We start from the raw sequence: 14,840 nt of genomic DNA, 5'->3' as shown, positions 1-14,840 counted from the left end.
CATGCGTCGTTTGCTTCCGATCACGCTGCTGTTGCTGGCAGTGACGGCCTGCGCGCCGGCGCCTCCGCAATCCAGGGCTCCCGCAGCGCTGGCGCCGCTCGGTCCCTGTCCGGCCGCATCATGGCATCCGGAGGCGCCCCCACCGACGGCGAGCGAAAAGACGTCGATGGTGCTGCTCGCAGTGGCCGAGTGGTTCCGCTTCGGCAGCCAGACTGTCGATTTTTCGAACCACGGCGCGAAACCGCAGATCGAGCGCCGGGGCATGCAGGAAGGCGATGCCTTTGCCTCCAAACGCGTGCGCGATTACTGGCTGAGCGTGGGCCGGCCCACGCTCAGTGGCGTCAACCACGAAGTTCCGTGGTCCGCGGCCTTCATCTCCTGGGACATCGAGAGCGCGGGCGTGCCGCGCGACCAGTTCTGTCCCGATGCACGGCACACGGTCTACATCGAGCGCATGGTCGAGCGCGCCCGCCAGCCTGGCGCTGGCTTCGTTCCACGCCGACTCGACGAGCGCAAACCGGAAGTCGGCGATCTGATCTGCGCCTCGCGCGACGGCGGGAGAACGACGCTCGATAATCTCGATCGGGGGCCCGGCCATTGCGACATCGTGGTCGAGGTACGATCCCGCGAGGTGCAGGCGATCGGCGGCAATGTGGATGACTCCGTCAGCCGCAGCGTATTTCCACTGGACGACTCGGGGTTTTTGTCGCCCATTTCCGGCCGGACATTCTTCACCGTGATCGAGAACAGGCTGCCCTAGGAACAACCACGATGTCTTGGCCGTATGACTACATCATCATCGGCGCCGGATCGGCCGGCAGCACGATCGCCAACCGGCTGGCCGAGGACTATGCGCTGCGCATTCTGATCCTCGAGGCGGGGCCGCAGGATACATCCTTCATGCTCAGGATGCCCGCGGGCTTCGCGAGCCTCGGTGAAAACTCGCCCTACAACTGGCGCTACGAGACGGTGCCGCAGAAGCATTGCAACGACCGCCGCATGTACTGGCCGCGTGGCAAGACCCTGGGTGGTTCGTCCTCGATCAACGCCATGCTTTATGTCCGGGGCAACGCCTGGGACTACGATCACTGGCGGCAGCTCGGCAACCAGGGCTGGAGCTACAACGACGTGCTCCCCTTCTTCAAGAAGGCGGAGAACAACGAGCGCGGTGCTGACGACTTCCACGGCACCGGCGGCCCGCTGAACGTCGCCGATCAGGCCGATCCCGCGAAGCTCAACGAGGCGTTCCTGAGAGCCTGCGAGCAGGCCGGCCACAAGTGCGTGGCCGACTTCAACGGCGCCGATCAGGAGGGCGTCGGCTACTACCAGGTGACTCAGAAGGACAAGCAGCGCTGGAGCACTGCCTCGGCGTATCTGCGGCCGGCAGTAGAGCGCAACAAGAACAACGTTCATGTCATCTCGGATGCGCTGGTGGAGCGCATCATTCTCGATCAGAACCGCGCCATGGGCGTACGCTACAGTCACAGGGGCCAGGACGAAGTAGCCCGTTGCAGCCGCGAGATCATCCTCGCCGGCGGCGCCGTGAATTCGCCGCAGCTCCTGATGCTCTCGGGCATCGGCCCGGCGGATCACCTGAAATCAGTCGGCATCCACCCGCTGTTCGACATCCCCGGCGTCGGCGGCAACCTGCAGGACCATCTCGACGCCGCGATCCTGCAATTCTGCAAGACGCGCGACACGTATGACACGGCCAACAAGCTGGTCTCGCTCTACCGGTACTGGAAGCACAAGAAAGGCCCCGGCACCTCGCCGATCGCCGAGTCGGGCGGCTTCCTCAGGACGCACGACGGACTTTCCGCGCCCGACGTCCAGCTCCATTTCCTGCCGGTGCTGGTGGTCGATCACGGCCGCACCAAGATGAAGAGGAACGGCTACAGTCTGCACGTCTGCACGCTTCGGCCCGAGAGCAAGGGCACCATCCGGCTGGCGGGCAAGGATCCCAAGCAGCATCCCCTGATCCACGCCAACTACCTCGCCGAGCGCAAGGATCTCGATACGCTGATCGACGGCGTGAAGATGGGTCGAGAGATCTTCGCCCAGTCGGGTCTCGATCCTTATCGGGCCGACGAATTCCAGCCCGGCGCCTCGGTGAAGAGCGACGGCGAGATCGAGCAGTGGATCCGCGCCAAATGCGAGACGATCTATCACCCGGTCGGCACCTGCAAAATGGGCCCGGACAACGATCCGACGGCCGTGGTCGACCACGAGTGCCGCGTCCGGGGCGTCGAGGGCCTGCGCGTGGTCGACGCTTCGGTGATGCCGACCCTGATCGGCGGCAACACCAATGCGCCCACCATCATGATTGCCGAGCGCGTGGCGAGCTACATGCAGGGCAAGGGCTGAGGACCGGGCGGCTTGGACGCAGTCAGGTGGAACGGTTCTCGACGACCATCATCCAGAGTTTCCCCGGCGCTGGTGCGAGATGGCCGCGGCCGTCGATCGGGTAGAGACTCATGGTGACGCTGCTTTTGACGTTGCCACCAACGGCCTGGACGAAGCCGCCGCGCACGTCCGTCACCACGTCGCAATGGCTGGCGGTATTGTCGATACGCCGGTGCGCCATGGCCGCGCTGGCATAGCGCCAGCTCGCACCCGCGGTGCCGCTGCAGACGAGGTCGCCTGACTTCGGCGCATATTCGTTGGGTGCATGCAGGAGAAAGGCCGTGCTGTGGCCGCGATACTCGCGATCGTAGAGCGAGGCGAGATACTGGCCGTGACGGCCTGCGGTCGGGAAGCTGCTGGCGCCCGACTGCTGCATGACCCAGGAGACGAAGGCGCCGGACCATGGCCGGCCGCCCGTGTTGCCGTTCCATTCGGGATGGCCGCAGCTCCCCCAATAGTCACCGACGCGGCTCGACAGCGGTTCGCTATGTTCGTTCAGTCCGCTGCGATTCGTATAGCCGCCGGCATGGCCGCCATAGACGACGGTCGATCGGCCAAAGCGCGTCCATTCCTGCCACGCGACGAGCGCTGTGCGATTGGTCGGCGGATTGTCCGCGTAGCCGTAGCCACCGCGTTGTGAACCGGAACAACTGCAAAGGGTAAGGATGAACAGAAGTATCGCTGGCAGCCACGCGCCGATCGAACGGGAGGAGGGAAGATCGGGTGGCTGCCAGCAAACACGAACATCGCCGGAGGGGAGGCGCAAATTCATGTGGCACTTGCAGTTCGTAATCTAATGAACTGTTTTTATTGTTCAAAAATTCTAGCATAAGCAGTTACAAATGTCACGCCTTGTCGACCTCGGCCGCATTCGCGAATTGGAGAGCCGCGGCTTTCGCGCCTGGCCCGCACTGCGGACGCAGATGCTGGCGGGCTGGGCGCAGCGCTTCGCCGATGGCTATACGAAAAGAGCGAACTCGATCAATGCCTTAGACCCAGACTGTTCGTTCACGGCCGACCTCAGGGACGCGCTTGAACGTCCGTATCGGGAACGCGGGATGCCGCCGATCTGGCGCTTGACGCCGCTGGCGCCGGCGGAAGCCGATCAGGCCCTGGCGCGGCTCGGCTATCGACGGATCGACGAGAGCCTGGTGCAGGTCGCTGTCCTCGATGCGCGCTTTGCGGCCGATGCCGAGGTCATGATTGCTTCTGTCCCATCCGGCGCCTGGCTGGCACGGTTTGCGGAGCTGAGCCCCGTTGCGCCTGTCCATCGCCCGACCATGACGCGCATGCTGGCCTCCATCGCCGCCCCCGTGGGCTTCGCCGAGGTCGAGCAGGCCGGTCGACTGGTTGCCTTCGCGCTGGGAGTCGTCGATGGCGACCACGTCGGTCTGTTCGATGTACTGGTGGCACCGGAGGCGCGGCGGCGCGGGCTGGCGCGGCGCCTCACGCAAAGCATTGGCGCGTGGGGGCGCCGCCATGGCGCGCGCTTCGCCTACCTTCAGGTCGTGGCGACGAATGTGGCGGCGCGGCCGCTCTATTCCGATCTCGGCTTCGAGACCGTCTACTCCTACGCCTATCGTGTGCCATAGTCCGGCTCGGGAGGAACGACACAGATGGCGCACTATCCCTGGGAGAAGAGTTATCCGCCCGGCGTGACGTGGGAACTCGACATCCCGACCAAGACGATCCACCAGATCTTCGAGGAGAGCTGCGTGCGATACGCCGACAGGCCGTTCACCGACTTCCTCGACAAGGTGATGAGCTTCGGCGACTACAAGGCGGCTTCCGATCGCGCCGCGGCAGGCTTCCAGAAGCTTGGCGTGAAGCCCGGAGTCAACGTCGGACTCTACCTGCCCAACACGCCGCATTACCTGATCGCCTTCTTCGGCATCCTGAAGGCGGGCGGACGGGTGGTGAACTACAGCCCGCTCGATGCCTCCCGCGAGCTCGAATTCAAGATCGGCGATTCGGAGACCGACATCCTGGTCACGCTCGACGTCGCCGCTCTGTACCCGAAGATGGCCGCCATGCGCGGCAAGACCCGCCTCAGAAAGCTGATCGTGGGCTCGATCGCCGACTACCTGCCCTTCCCGAAGAACTGGCTCTACCCGATCGCCAAGAAGAAAGAGATCTCAGCTTGGCCGCGCGACGACTGGCATATGTCCTTCAAGGACCTGCTGGCGAACGACGGCAAATACACTACTCACCCTGCGCCGAAGGACCTCTGGGACGAGGTGGCTCTGCTGCAGTACACCGGCGGCACGACGGGGCTACCGAAGGCAGCCATGCTGACCCATGGCTGTGTCGTCTCGGCCATGGCGCAGGGCGAGGCCTGGACCACGCCCTACACCACGCCCGGCACCGAAAAGGTGGTCTGCGTGCTGCCCTTGTTTCACATCTATGCGTTGTCGGGCATCATGCTGGGCGCGGTACGCAACGGCAATCAGCTCATCCTTTATCCGCGTCCCGACATTGACCTGATCGTCGAGGACCTGACGCGCAAGAAGCCGACCTTCCTGCCGGGTGTGCCGACGCTGTTCACGGCCATCAACAAGCACCCCAAGGCGACAGGTCTCGATCTCAAGGCGCTCAAGATCTGCATGTCGGGCGGCGCTCCGCTGCCGGTCGAGGTTCAGCAGAGTTTCGAGAAGCTCACGGGCGCCACGCTGATCGAGGGCTACGGTCTCACAGAGACTTCACCCACCGGCGCAATCTGCCCGATCGACAAGAGCGCGCGGCGGCCGGGTTCGTGCGGCGTACCGATCGTCGGCACAATCATCGAGATCCGCGACATGGACAATCCCGACCGCGTTCTGCCGGCCGGCAAGGAGCATGTCGGCGAAGTCTGCATCATCGGCCCGCAGATCATGAAGGGCTATTGGAAGAAGCCGGAGGAAACGGAAAAGGTCCTGTTCGATCATCCCGCGAGCAGGTGGAAGGGGCTGCGAACGGGCGACATGGGCTACATGGATGTCGACGGCTGGCTCTACCTCGTCGATCGCTCGAAGGACCTGATCATCTCATCTGGCTACAACGTCTATCCGCGGGTGATCGAGGAGGCGGTCTACGAGCACCCCGCAGTCGACGAGTGCATCGTGATCGGCATTGCCGATCCCTATCGGCAGGAAGCGCCCAAGGTGTTCGTGAAGCTGAAGCCCGGCGCCTCGCTTACCTTCGAGGAGCTGAAGCAGCACCTCGAGGGCAAGATCGGCAAGCACGAGATGCCGGTCGCGCTCGAGATCCGGCCCGAGCTGCCGAAGACGCCGGTGGGCAAGCTCTCCAAGAAGGAACTGAAGGAAGAGGAGCGCGCCAAGGCCACCGCCAAGGCCGCATGAGATGGAAGGTCGGCGCGGCCTTCTGCTCGGCGCCGCGGGACTGGTCCTTGGCGGCTGCTTCGAAGCATCGTGCTATGAGTCCAATCCACAGCAGAAGAAATTCGTGAGCGATCTGGCGGCAATTGCCAAGCCTGCAATGGCCTCGAACAATCCGCTGGCGATCGAAGACGCGGTCAAGCGCAGCCTGACGCTGTCGGAGTCGGTCGGCGCCTTCGCCGACTGGTGCGGCACCCTGAAGGCAATCGACGGCAACGCCGAGAACGTGGCGGTGACGATCGAGGTCGGGCCACAGGTTTCGCTCTATGCGTTCAACGACTGGGCATTGGCCATGGCCGGTGCCTTCGCCGATCTCTTCGCCACACGATCGCGCGAGGCGCCGCCGCCCGGCCTTTCCGACCAAGCCGTCGCAGCGCTAAAAACCTTCCGGCTCGGCCAGCATGTGCAGCTCTCGGGACGAATGGGCGCCATCGCGGGATCTGGCCTGTTCGATCTCTCACGCCTGTTCGGCAAGAGCGATGCGAGCAATCGCGTGTTCCTGCAGTCGCCGCGCTTCGTGGCGCGCCTCGAGGCGCTCTCCGCCTCGGGCAAGAAATGAAAGGACTTCCGGAGTGCCGTCTTTCACCTACGCGTTCCCCTACGGCGCCAGGAAGCTGCCGGTCTTCGCCGAAAACGTCGTCGCCTCGTCCCAGCATCTGGCCGCCACCGCCGGGCTGCGCATGCTCGCCAGGGGTGGCAACGCGGTCGATGCCGCGGTCGCCGCGGCGATCGCCATCACGGTCGTCGAGCCCACCATGAATGGCATCGGCGCCGACGCCTTCTGCATTCTGTGGGACGGCGAGAAGCTTGTGGGCCTGAATGGCTCCGGCCATTCGCCCGCGTTGATGACGCCCGACCAGTACGAAGGCGAAACCAAAATGCCGAGCACGGGCTGGGGCAGCGTCACGACACCCGGTGCCGTCTCGCTCTGGATGGAGCTGCACGGTCGCTATGGCAAGTTGCCCTTCGCCGACCTGTTCGAGCCCGGCATCAAGTACGCGCACGACGGCTTCCGCGTCTCCTACATGATCGCACGTCAGTGGGATCGCGCCATCGAGCGGCTGAAGGGCGAAGAGAGCTGGGTGACGGCTTTTCTGCCCAACGGCCGGGCGCCGAAGCCCGGCGAGCTCTGGAAGTTTCCCGAGCAGGCGCGGACGCTGACCAAGATCGCGGAAAGCAAGGGCGAGGCCTTCTATCGCGGCGAGCTCGCCGAGGCGATGGACAGGTACGCCCGGGAGACCGGAGGTTCGCTGCGCAAGAAGGATCTCGCGGAGCACAGGTCCGACTGGGTCGATCCGATCGGCCTCGGCTATCGCGGCACGACATTGCACGAGATCCCGCCTTCGGGCCAGGGTATCGCCGCCTGCATGGCGCTGGGCATTCTCGAGAATTTCGACCTCGCCGGTCACGACTGCGATGGACCCGAGGTGGCACATCTCAGGATCGAGGCGATGAAGCTCGCCTTCGCCGACATCTGGCGCTATGTCGCCGATCCGCGCTTCATGGACGTGACGCCCTCGCAATTGCTGGACAAGGCCTATCTGAAGAGCCGCGCCAGGCTGATCGACCCCAAGAAGGCGAAGGACTTCGGTCCGGGCACGCCCAGGGACGGCGGCACGATCTATCTCGGCACGGCCGACGCCTCGGGCATGATGGTGTCGCTGATCCAGTCGAACTATACCGGGTTCGGCTCGGGTATCGTCGTACCCGATACCGGCATCGCGCTCCAGAATCGCGCGACGGGATTCGTCACGACCAAGGGACATCCCAACGAGGTCGGACCGAAGAAGCGGCCGTTCCATACCATCATTCCGGCGTTCATCACCAAGGACGGCAAGCCGGTCGCGACTTTCGGGCTGATGGGCGGTGCCATGCAGCCGCAAGGCCACATGCAGGTGTTCTCGCGCATTGTCGACTACGGACAGAACCCGCAGGCGGCGATCGACGGCCCGCGCTGGCGCGTCCATGAAGTCGACAAGACCGTGTGGATCGAAGATCACATGCCGGCCGAGACAGCGACCGGCCTCGAGGCACGCGGTCACAGGCTCACGCGCACAAGTTGGCCGAGCTTCGACTTCGGCTCGAGCCAGATCATCTGGCGCTTTCCTGAAGGCGGCCCCTATCTTGGCGCCTCCGAAAGCCGTCGCGACGGCGCCGCCGTCGGGTTCTAGCGATGGCGCGCACCCTCGTCTCTATCGCCGACGGCTGCTTCGCGATCAACGGAATACCGACCTACGCCGGGCGAAGCTGGCGAGGCCACCGGATCGAGGGACACCTCTTCAACAGCCGCATGGCCAACGCGATCGTCGACGATGACAATCCGACAACCCGCGGCGCCTGGGCCTACGCCGACGGCGACTGGGATGCCGAGCGCAATACGCGAGAATTCATCGCCAATCTGCCTGACTATCGCTCGCACGGACTGCTGGCGGTCTGCCTCAACCTGCAAGGCGGCAGTCCGCAAGGCTATTCATGGCATCAGCCCTGGAAGATCTGCGGCTTCACCGCCGACGGCGCACTGAAGCCCGCCTGGACAGGCCGGCTCGAAAAGGTGATCGCGGCCTGCGATGCCTTGGGAATGGTGGTCATCCTCGGCCTCTTCTATGGCAAGCAGAGCGGCATGCTGAAAGATGAAACGGCCGTCAAAGCTGCTGTCACCCACGTCGTCGACTGGTTGCTCGGACTGGGAGTGACCAACGTACTGCTCGAAATCGGCAACGAGGTCGACCTGCCCGTCTTTGTCCACCCGATCATCACCGCGAAACGTTGTCACGAGTTGATCGATCTGGCGCGGGTGCGCGGACAAGGGAAGCTGCTGGTCAGCACCAGTCTTCTGGCGCTCGACGCGCCTCCGGAAGCGACAATTGCCACCTCGGACTTCCTCTTGCCGCATGGCAATCGCGTGCACGGTCCCGACGGCCCCCAGCAATCAAGTCCCCACGGCATCCGTCTGCAGGTCGCACGCTGGAAGGCGTCGCCGGCCTATCGAGGCCAGCCAATTGTCTACAACGAGGACGACCATTACGACTTCGGCAAGCCTGACAACCACTTCATCGCAGCCGTCGAAAGCGGCGCGAGCTGGGGTTTCTTCGACTACCGCCGGAGTCGTGAACGCTTCGAGGATGGCTTCCAGTCGCTGCCCGTAGACTGGCGCATCGCGTCAGCGCGAAAGCGCGCCTTCTTCGGACTGCTGAAGGAGATTACCGGCGCCGGGCCGTGAGCCTCTTCTGGACCGCGGACTTCCGGCCCGCTTCTCGAATGCATGCCGGAGGCCAGCGGCCCGAAGGAGAGTTTACTTCCCGCAGTAGGCCTCGAGCCGGTAGCCGTCGGGGTCGATGACGAAGGCTGCGTAGTAGTGGGGGCTGTAGTCGGCACGGATGCCGGGCTTACCGTTGTCCTTGCCGCCGGCCTTAAGCGCCGCATCGTGGAATCCGTCGACGGCCGCCCGGTCCTTCGCGTTGAAGCAAAAATGCAGGCCCGAGTCCGTGTCGGCCTTCACCGGCTTCGCGGTCGCCGAGATCCAGAGCTGGACGCCCTTGCTGCCGTAGCCCAGCGAGGACTCACCGTCCGACAGGCGGCTGAAGCCGAGCGGCCTCAGCACCGCATCGTAGAACTTGCCCGTCCGCTTGATGTCGCTGACGCCGATCGAAACGTGGTCGAACATCGTTTCCTCCATAACTGGATAACTGGTTATATGGTTAAAGCGCTTGCCCAAACTTGTCAACCCGTCAACCGGTTATTATTTGCTGACAATGATCCGTCCCGACCTCTGTCTCGAATTCGCCAACACCCGATACTGGCGCGGGCAAGCCACGCCCACCGAGACGCTGAACGGACCGCAGGACGTGATCGAGTGGGCGACCGCCAAGGCCGGAACGAAGGCCGAGAAGGGTTTGCCGGCCAGGGACTTCGAGCGCGCCCTCGCTTTGCGCGAAACGATCTATCGCCTGTTCGACGCCCAGGCACAGGCAAAACCCGCGCCGACGCGCGATCTTGCGGTCCTGAACGAGGCGCTGGCGGCCGCTCCGGCACGCGCGTCGCTCAAGCGCACCCGGAACGGCTACGAATGGGAGGTCGACGTCAGATTGGGCAGCGCGGTCGGGCTGCTCGCGCCTGTCCTATGGTCGGCGGGCGACCTGCTGGCCGGCCCGCGGCTCGATCGCGTGCGGCGCTGCGCCAACCCCGAATGCGGCTGGCTGTTTCTCGACGACAGCCGCGCCGGCAAGCGCCGCTGGTGCTCCATGTCGGCCTGCGGCAACCGCGCCAAGGCGCGACGTCACTATCATAGAAGCAAGGAAGAGGCCTGACCGGGCGCAGTCCAATGCAAAGACTCGCCAGGAAAGCGTTCATCGGCCTCGGCTGTCTCTTCCTTGCGATGGCGGCGCTGCTCTTCGGACCATCTTGGACATTCGACTACTGGCAGGCATGGGCCTTCCTCGCGGTCTATTTCGCCTCGTCACTCGCACTCACGATCTACCTGATCCGGAATGACCCCGACCTGTTGGAACGGCGCATGCGGGGCGGCCCGCTGGCGGAAAGACAACCGGCGCAAAGGGTCATCATGCTCTTCGCCTCGGCCGGTTTCCTGGGTCTTCTGCTGTTGCCCGCGTTCGATCGCCGGTTCGGCTGGTCGCAGATGTCGCCGTCCGTCGCCTTGGCCGGCGATGCGCTGGTGGCGCTGGGCTGGCTTGCGATCTTCCTGGTATTCCGCGAAAACACCTTCACCTCCGCCACCATCGAGCTGGCAGCCGAACAGAGAGTCGTCTCGACCGGACCCTATGCTCTTGTGCGCCATCCGATGTACGCGGGATCGCTCGTCATGCTGCTCGGTGTCCCAATCGCGCTCGGCTCGTGGTGGGGGCTGATCGCACTCGGTGTCATTGCGCCCGCACTGGCGTGGCGAATGGTCGACGAGGAGCGCTTCCTCGCCCGACACCTTGCAGGCTACGACGCCTACAAAGAAAAGGTGCGGTATCGCCTGATACCGCACCTGTGGTGATCCGTTGGTCCGTGCTTAGCGCAGGATGCTCTGCAGCTTCATGGCGACCCCCATATCGCCCTCGATCTTGAGCTTGCCGGTCATGAACGCGCTCATGCCGTCGAGCTTGCCGCCGACCAGGTCGGCAAAGTCGCCGAAGTCCATCTTGATGGTGCAGTCGGCCGCCTTGTCGTCGTTGCTGACGGCTGGCGGATTCGCATTGCCGTCGATATAGACGACGCCCTGGTCGGTGGTGAACTTCACGGTATTGCCGAAGGACGACTTCTTCGCCGCGCCTTCCTTCATTTTCGCGGTGATTTCCTGCAAGGTCATGGCGAGCTCCTCCTGTCGGCCAATCGCTTGGGGGCTTACTTGACCTTTACGTAAACGTCAACTAGAGGCCGGTAAACGGCTGTTCAGGCCGTGCGGAGGAAATATGTCGTATTGCTCGGTCTTCGCGCCGGGGTTGTTCAAGGACCACACCGTCATCGTCACTGGCGGCGGCAGCGGCATAGGCCGCTGCACGGCGCACGAGCTTGCCTCGCTGGGCGCGCACGTCGCCATCACGGGCCGCAAGATCGAAAAGCTCGACAAGGTGAAGGCCGAGATCGAGGCTGGCGGCGGCAGTTGTGAGCGGCACGCGTTCGACATCCGCGAGGAAGCGCAGGTCACGGAAGCGGTGGCGAAGATAGTCGCCAACAACGGCCGAATTGACGGTTTGTTCAACAATGCCGGCGGTCAGTTCCCCTCGCCGGCCGCCGACCTCAGCGCCAAGGGCTTCGAGGTCGTCGTGCGCAACAACCTCACTGGCGGCTTTCTCGTCAGCCGCGAGGTCTATTCGCAATCCATGCACCAGCATGGCGGCTCGATCGTCAACATGACGGCCGACTATCGCAACGGCTTCCCAAACATGGTGCATACGGGCGCCGCCCGCGCCGGCATGGCGAACCTCACCATGACGCTCGCCTATGAATGGGCGGTCTCGGGCGTGCGCGTGAATTCGGTGGCACCGGGCTGGATTGCTTCCTCGGGCATGGACACCTACAAGGGTGAATTCAAGGAGCAAATCCCCAGGCTCAAGGGCCACTGCCCGCTGGGACGGCTCGGCACCGAGAGCGAGGTCTCGGCCGCGGTGTGCTTCCTGTTGAGCAAGGCCGCTGCCTACATTACCGGCACGGAAATTCGGATCGACGGCGGCGTGCCGCTTGCCAACCGCTCGGTCGACCTGCCGGCGACCGACAGGTCGCAGCCGTTCAACGGCTTTCACCTTGCGGTGACGCCGAAAGTCCTGGGCGGCTGAGCCATGCCGGTCATCGAGAGCCAGATCGATCGCAACAGCGACGACTTCAAACGGAATCGCGAGCGCATGCTGGCGGCGGTCCAGGAATTCCGCGATGCCGAAGCCAGTGTGCAGGCCATGGCCGAGAGAGCACGCCAGCGCTTCCACAAGCGCAAGCAACTGATGCCGCGGGAGCGTATCGCCTTGCTGCTCGACCGCGGCGCGCCGTTCCTCGAGCTGATGCCGCTCGCCGGCTACCGCATGCACGACGACAAGGACGGGTCGAGCGCGGGCGGAGGCTCGGTGGCCGGCATCGGCTATGTCGAGGGCGTACGCTGCGTCGTCGCGGCCTCGAACTCGGCCATCAAGGGTGGCACGGTTGCCCCTTCCGGCCAGCGCAAGGGCCAGCGCGTGCAGCAGATCGTGCTGGAGAACAAGCTGCCGGTCGTGAACCTCGTCGAATCGGGCGGCGCCAACCTGCTCTACCAGGCCGAGATCTTCGTGCCGGGTGGCCGCGGTTTCGCGAACCAGGCGCGCATGTCGGCTCGCGGCATCCCGCAGGTCACGGTGGTGCACGGCTCCTCGACGGCGGGTGGCGCCTATCTTCCCGGCCTTTCCGACTACGTCATCATGGTGCGCAACCAGGCCAAGGTCTTCCTGGCCGGCCCACCGCTTTTGAAGGCCGCCACCGGCGAGATTGCGAGCGACGAGGAGCTCGGCGGTGCGGAGATGCACGCGACCGTCTCGGGCGTCGCCGAATGGATGGCCGAGGACGACGCCGACGGCATCCGCATGGCGCGCGAGGTCATCGCCCGGTGGCACTGGAACGACAGGCTGCCGCCGAAGACGGTACGCCCGTTCAAGGAGCCGCTGTACGACATCGGCGATCTCTGCGGGATCGTGCCGCCCTCCCACAAGGATCCGTACGACATGCGCGAGGTGATCGCTCGCCTGGTCGATGGCTCCGACTTCCTTGAGTTCAAGGGCCTGTTCGACCAGCAGACCATCTGCGGCTGGGCCGAGATCGAGGGCGAGCCGGTGGCGTTCATCGGCAACAACGGGCCCATTACCTCCAAGGGTTCAGTCAAGGCCGCGCAGTTCATCCAGCTCTGCTGCCAGCAGGGCAGCCCGATCGTCTATCTGCAGAACACGACCGGTTACATGGTCGGCACCGAGGCCGAGCGCGGCGGCATCGTGAAGCACGGCTCGAAGATGATCCAGGCGGTCGCCAATGCAACGGTGCCTCAAATCACCATTGTGATCGGCGGCAGCTTCGGCGCCGGCAACTACGGCATGTGCGGCCGCGCTTACGATCCACGCTTCATCTTCGCCTGGCCCAACAGCCGCATCGCCGTCATGGGGGGCGAGCAGGCGGCCGGCGTGATGAAGACCGTGACGGAGCAGAAGTTCCTGCGCGAGGGCAAGGATCCCCCCAGGGAGCAGATCGACAAGATGTACAAGTCGATCGTCGATCAGTTCGACCGCGAGTCGACCGCGCTCTATGCCACGGCCCATCTCTGGGACGACGGCATCATCGACCCGCGCGACACGCGCCGCGTGCTCGCCTTCACGCTCTCCATCGCGCGGGAATCGATGGTGCGGCCGCTCAATGCCATCACCTTTGGCGTCGCGAGGATGTAGCCATGAAGTTCACTCCCGAGCACGAGGCGCTGCGCCAGACCTGGAAGACGCTGATCGATCGCGAGGTCAATCCCCACGTCGATCAGTGGGAGAAGGAAGGCCAGTTCCCGGCCCACGAGCTGTTCAAGAAGATGGGCGACGCCGGGTTGCTGGGCGTTGACAAGCCGGTGGAGTTCGGCGGCTCGGGACTCGACTTCTCCTACGCCATGATCTGCTCGGAATCGCTCGGCCTGGTGAACGGCGGCTCGATTCCGATGGCAACCGGCGTCCAGATCTCGATGGCGACGCCGGCCCTTGCCCGCTACGGCAGCGACGAGTTGCGCCGGGAGTTCCTCGCGCCCTCGATCAGTGGTGACTACGTCGCCTGCCTCGGTGTCTCCGAAACAGGCGCCGGTTCCGACGTTGCCTCGATCAAGACCACCGCCCGACGCGTCGGCGGTGACTGGGTGATCAACGGCGGCAAGATGTGGACCACCAACGGCGCGCAGGCCGACTGGATGTGCCTGCTGGCCAACACCGGTGACGGGCCGGTGCACAAGAACAAGTCGCTGATCGTCGTACCGATGAAGAACAAGGGCATCTCGATCGTAAAGAAGCTCAACAAGCTCGGTATGCGCGCCTCCGACACGGTGCAGACCTTCCTCGACGAAGTGAAGGTGCCGGTGCGCTACACGATCGGGCAGCCGGGTTCGGGCTTCATCTACCAGATGCAGCAGTTCCAGGAGGAGCGGCTGTGGGCCGGCGCCGGCACGCTGATGGGCTGCGAACGCATCATCAATGCCACCATCGACTACACGCGCGAGCGTCAAGTCTTCGGCCGGCCACTTCTGGACAATCAGGTCGTCCACTTCCGCCTCGCCGAGCTCAAGAGCGAGGTCGAGGCCTTGCGTGCGCTGGTCTATCGCGCCTGCGAGGAGTACCTCGCCGGCAAGGACGTCACGATGTTGGCCTCGATGGCCAAGCTCAAGGCCGGTCGCCTGCGCCGCGAGGTGTCCGATGCCTGCCTGCAGTATTGGGGTGGTGCCGGCTACCTCTGGGACAGCCCCGTCGCGCGCAGCTACCGCGACGGCCGTCTGGGTTCGATCGGCGGTGGGGCCGACGAAGTGATGCTGCAGATCATTTCCAAGCTGATGGGCACGATGCCGCGGCTGGGCAACCGTTAGGG

General features: G+C 64.4%; 15 protein-coding genes. 12 read left to right on the top strand and 3 right to left on the bottom strand.

Annotation, left to right across the window (positions count from 1 at the left end):
- The first annotated feature begins 1 nt into the window (after position 1).
- Both VH499_RS19345 and VH499_RS19340 read left to right on the top strand, forming a co-directional pair.
- Positions 2–760, top strand: a complete 759-nt coding sequence (locus VH499_RS19345; RefSeq protein ID WP_332054390.1) for a DUF2272 domain-containing protein — start codon at positions 2–4, stop codon at positions 758–760.
- Positions 761–771: 11 nt separating this feature from the next.
- Positions 772–2,364: a choline dehydrogenase gene (locus VH499_RS19340; RefSeq protein WP_332054389.1), complete on the top strand. Its 1,593-nt coding sequence runs from the start codon at positions 772–774 to the stop codon at positions 2,362–2,364.
- A 22-nt stretch (positions 2,365–2,386) separates the two neighbouring features.
- Here the strand turns inward: VH499_RS19340 and VH499_RS19335 are convergent, their stop codons facing one another.
- Complete coding sequence (locus VH499_RS19335; protein ID WP_332054388.1) at positions 2,387–3,175, bottom strand: DUF2272 domain-containing protein; 789 nt, start codon at positions 3,173–3,175, stop codon at positions 2,387–2,389.
- Positions 3,176–3,245: 70 nt separating this feature from the next.
- Here VH499_RS19335 and VH499_RS19330 point away from each other — a divergent pair, with 70 nt between their 5' ends.
- From VH499_RS19330 to VH499_RS19310, 5 genes are read left to right on the top strand one after another with little or no spacing between them, the layout of a single operon-like run.
- On the top strand, positions 3,246–3,995 hold the full coding sequence (locus VH499_RS19330) for a GNAT family N-acetyltransferase (protein WP_332054387.1): 750 nt from the start codon (positions 3,246–3,248) through the stop codon (positions 3,993–3,995).
- Between the two features lie 24 nt (positions 3,996–4,019).
- Positions 4,020–5,741, top strand: coding sequence for a long-chain fatty acid--CoA ligase (locus tag VH499_RS19325; protein ID WP_332054386.1), 1,722 nt, complete (start codon positions 4,020–4,022; stop codon positions 5,739–5,741).
- Position 5,742: 1 nt separating this feature from the next.
- Positions 5,743–6,336 (top strand): hypothetical protein, encoded by a 594-nt coding sequence (locus tag VH499_RS19320; RefSeq protein ID WP_332054385.1) that lies wholly within the window; start codon positions 5,743–5,745, stop codon positions 6,334–6,336.
- Between the two features lie 13 nt (positions 6,337–6,349).
- Positions 6,350–7,948 carry a gamma-glutamyltransferase gene (gene ggt / locus VH499_RS19315; protein ID WP_332054384.1) on the top strand — a complete coding sequence of 533 codons (1,599 nt, stop codon included), beginning with the start codon at positions 6,350–6,352 and terminating at the stop codon, positions 7,946–7,948.
- 2 nt (positions 7,949–7,950) lie between these two features.
- Positions 7,951–8,997: a hypothetical protein gene (locus tag VH499_RS19310; protein WP_332054383.1), complete on the top strand. Its 1,047-nt coding sequence runs from the start codon at positions 7,951–7,953 to the stop codon at positions 8,995–8,997.
- A 72-nt stretch (positions 8,998–9,069) separates the two neighbouring features.
- Here VH499_RS19310 and VH499_RS19305 read toward each other — a convergent pair whose 3' ends face one another.
- Positions 9,070–9,441 carry a VOC family protein gene (locus VH499_RS19305; protein WP_332054382.1) on the bottom strand — a complete coding sequence of 124 codons (372 nt, stop codon included), beginning with the start codon at positions 9,439–9,441 and terminating at the stop codon, positions 9,070–9,072.
- A gap of 88 nt (positions 9,442–9,529) precedes the next feature.
- On the opposite strand from VH499_RS19305, the gene VH499_RS19300 reads away from it, so the two are divergent.
- Complete coding sequence (locus tag VH499_RS19300) at positions 9,530–10,084, top strand: CGNR zinc finger domain-containing protein (protein ID WP_332054381.1); 555 nt, start codon at positions 9,530–9,532, stop codon at positions 10,082–10,084.
- Positions 10,085–10,098: 14 nt separating this feature from the next.
- On the top strand, positions 10,099–10,776 hold the full coding sequence (locus VH499_RS19295) for an isoprenylcysteine carboxylmethyltransferase family protein (RefSeq protein WP_332054380.1): 678 nt from the start codon (positions 10,099–10,101) through the stop codon (positions 10,774–10,776).
- Between the two features lie 15 nt (positions 10,777–10,791).
- On the opposite strand, the gene VH499_RS19290 is transcribed toward VH499_RS19295, so the two are convergent.
- On the bottom strand, positions 10,792–11,088 hold the full coding sequence (locus tag VH499_RS19290; RefSeq protein ID WP_332054379.1) for an SCP2 sterol-binding domain-containing protein: 297 nt from the start codon (positions 11,086–11,088) through the stop codon (positions 10,792–10,794).
- A gap of 103 nt (positions 11,089–11,191) precedes the next feature.
- On the opposite strand from VH499_RS19290, the gene VH499_RS19285 reads away from it, so the two are divergent.
- The 3 genes from VH499_RS19285 to VH499_RS19275 are packed head-to-tail and all read left to right on the top strand — an operon-like array spanning position 11,192 to position 14,838.
- Positions 11,192–12,055 (top strand): SDR family oxidoreductase, encoded by an 864-nt coding sequence (locus tag VH499_RS19285; RefSeq protein ID WP_332054378.1) that lies wholly within the window; start codon positions 11,192–11,194, stop codon positions 12,053–12,055.
- A 3-nt stretch (positions 12,056–12,058) separates the two neighbouring features.
- A complete protein-coding gene (locus VH499_RS19280; RefSeq protein ID WP_332054377.1) occupies positions 12,059–13,675 on the top strand; it encodes an acyl-CoA carboxylase subunit beta in 1,617 nt (538 codons plus the stop codon).
- 2 nt (positions 13,676–13,677) lie between these two features.
- Positions 13,678–14,838 (top strand): acyl-CoA dehydrogenase family protein, encoded by a 1,161-nt coding sequence (locus VH499_RS19275; protein WP_332054376.1) that lies wholly within the window; start codon positions 13,678–13,680, stop codon positions 14,836–14,838.
- The last annotated feature ends 2 nt before the right edge of the window (positions 14,839–14,840 follow it).

It is taken from the genome of Reyranella sp., assembly GCF_036558665.1.
Classification (GTDB): Bacteria; Pseudomonadota; Alphaproteobacteria; order Reyranellales; family Reyranellaceae; genus Reyranella.
The sequence above is the reverse complement of the archived record's forward strand: the minus strand, read 5'-3'. Positions and strand labels throughout refer to the sequence as shown.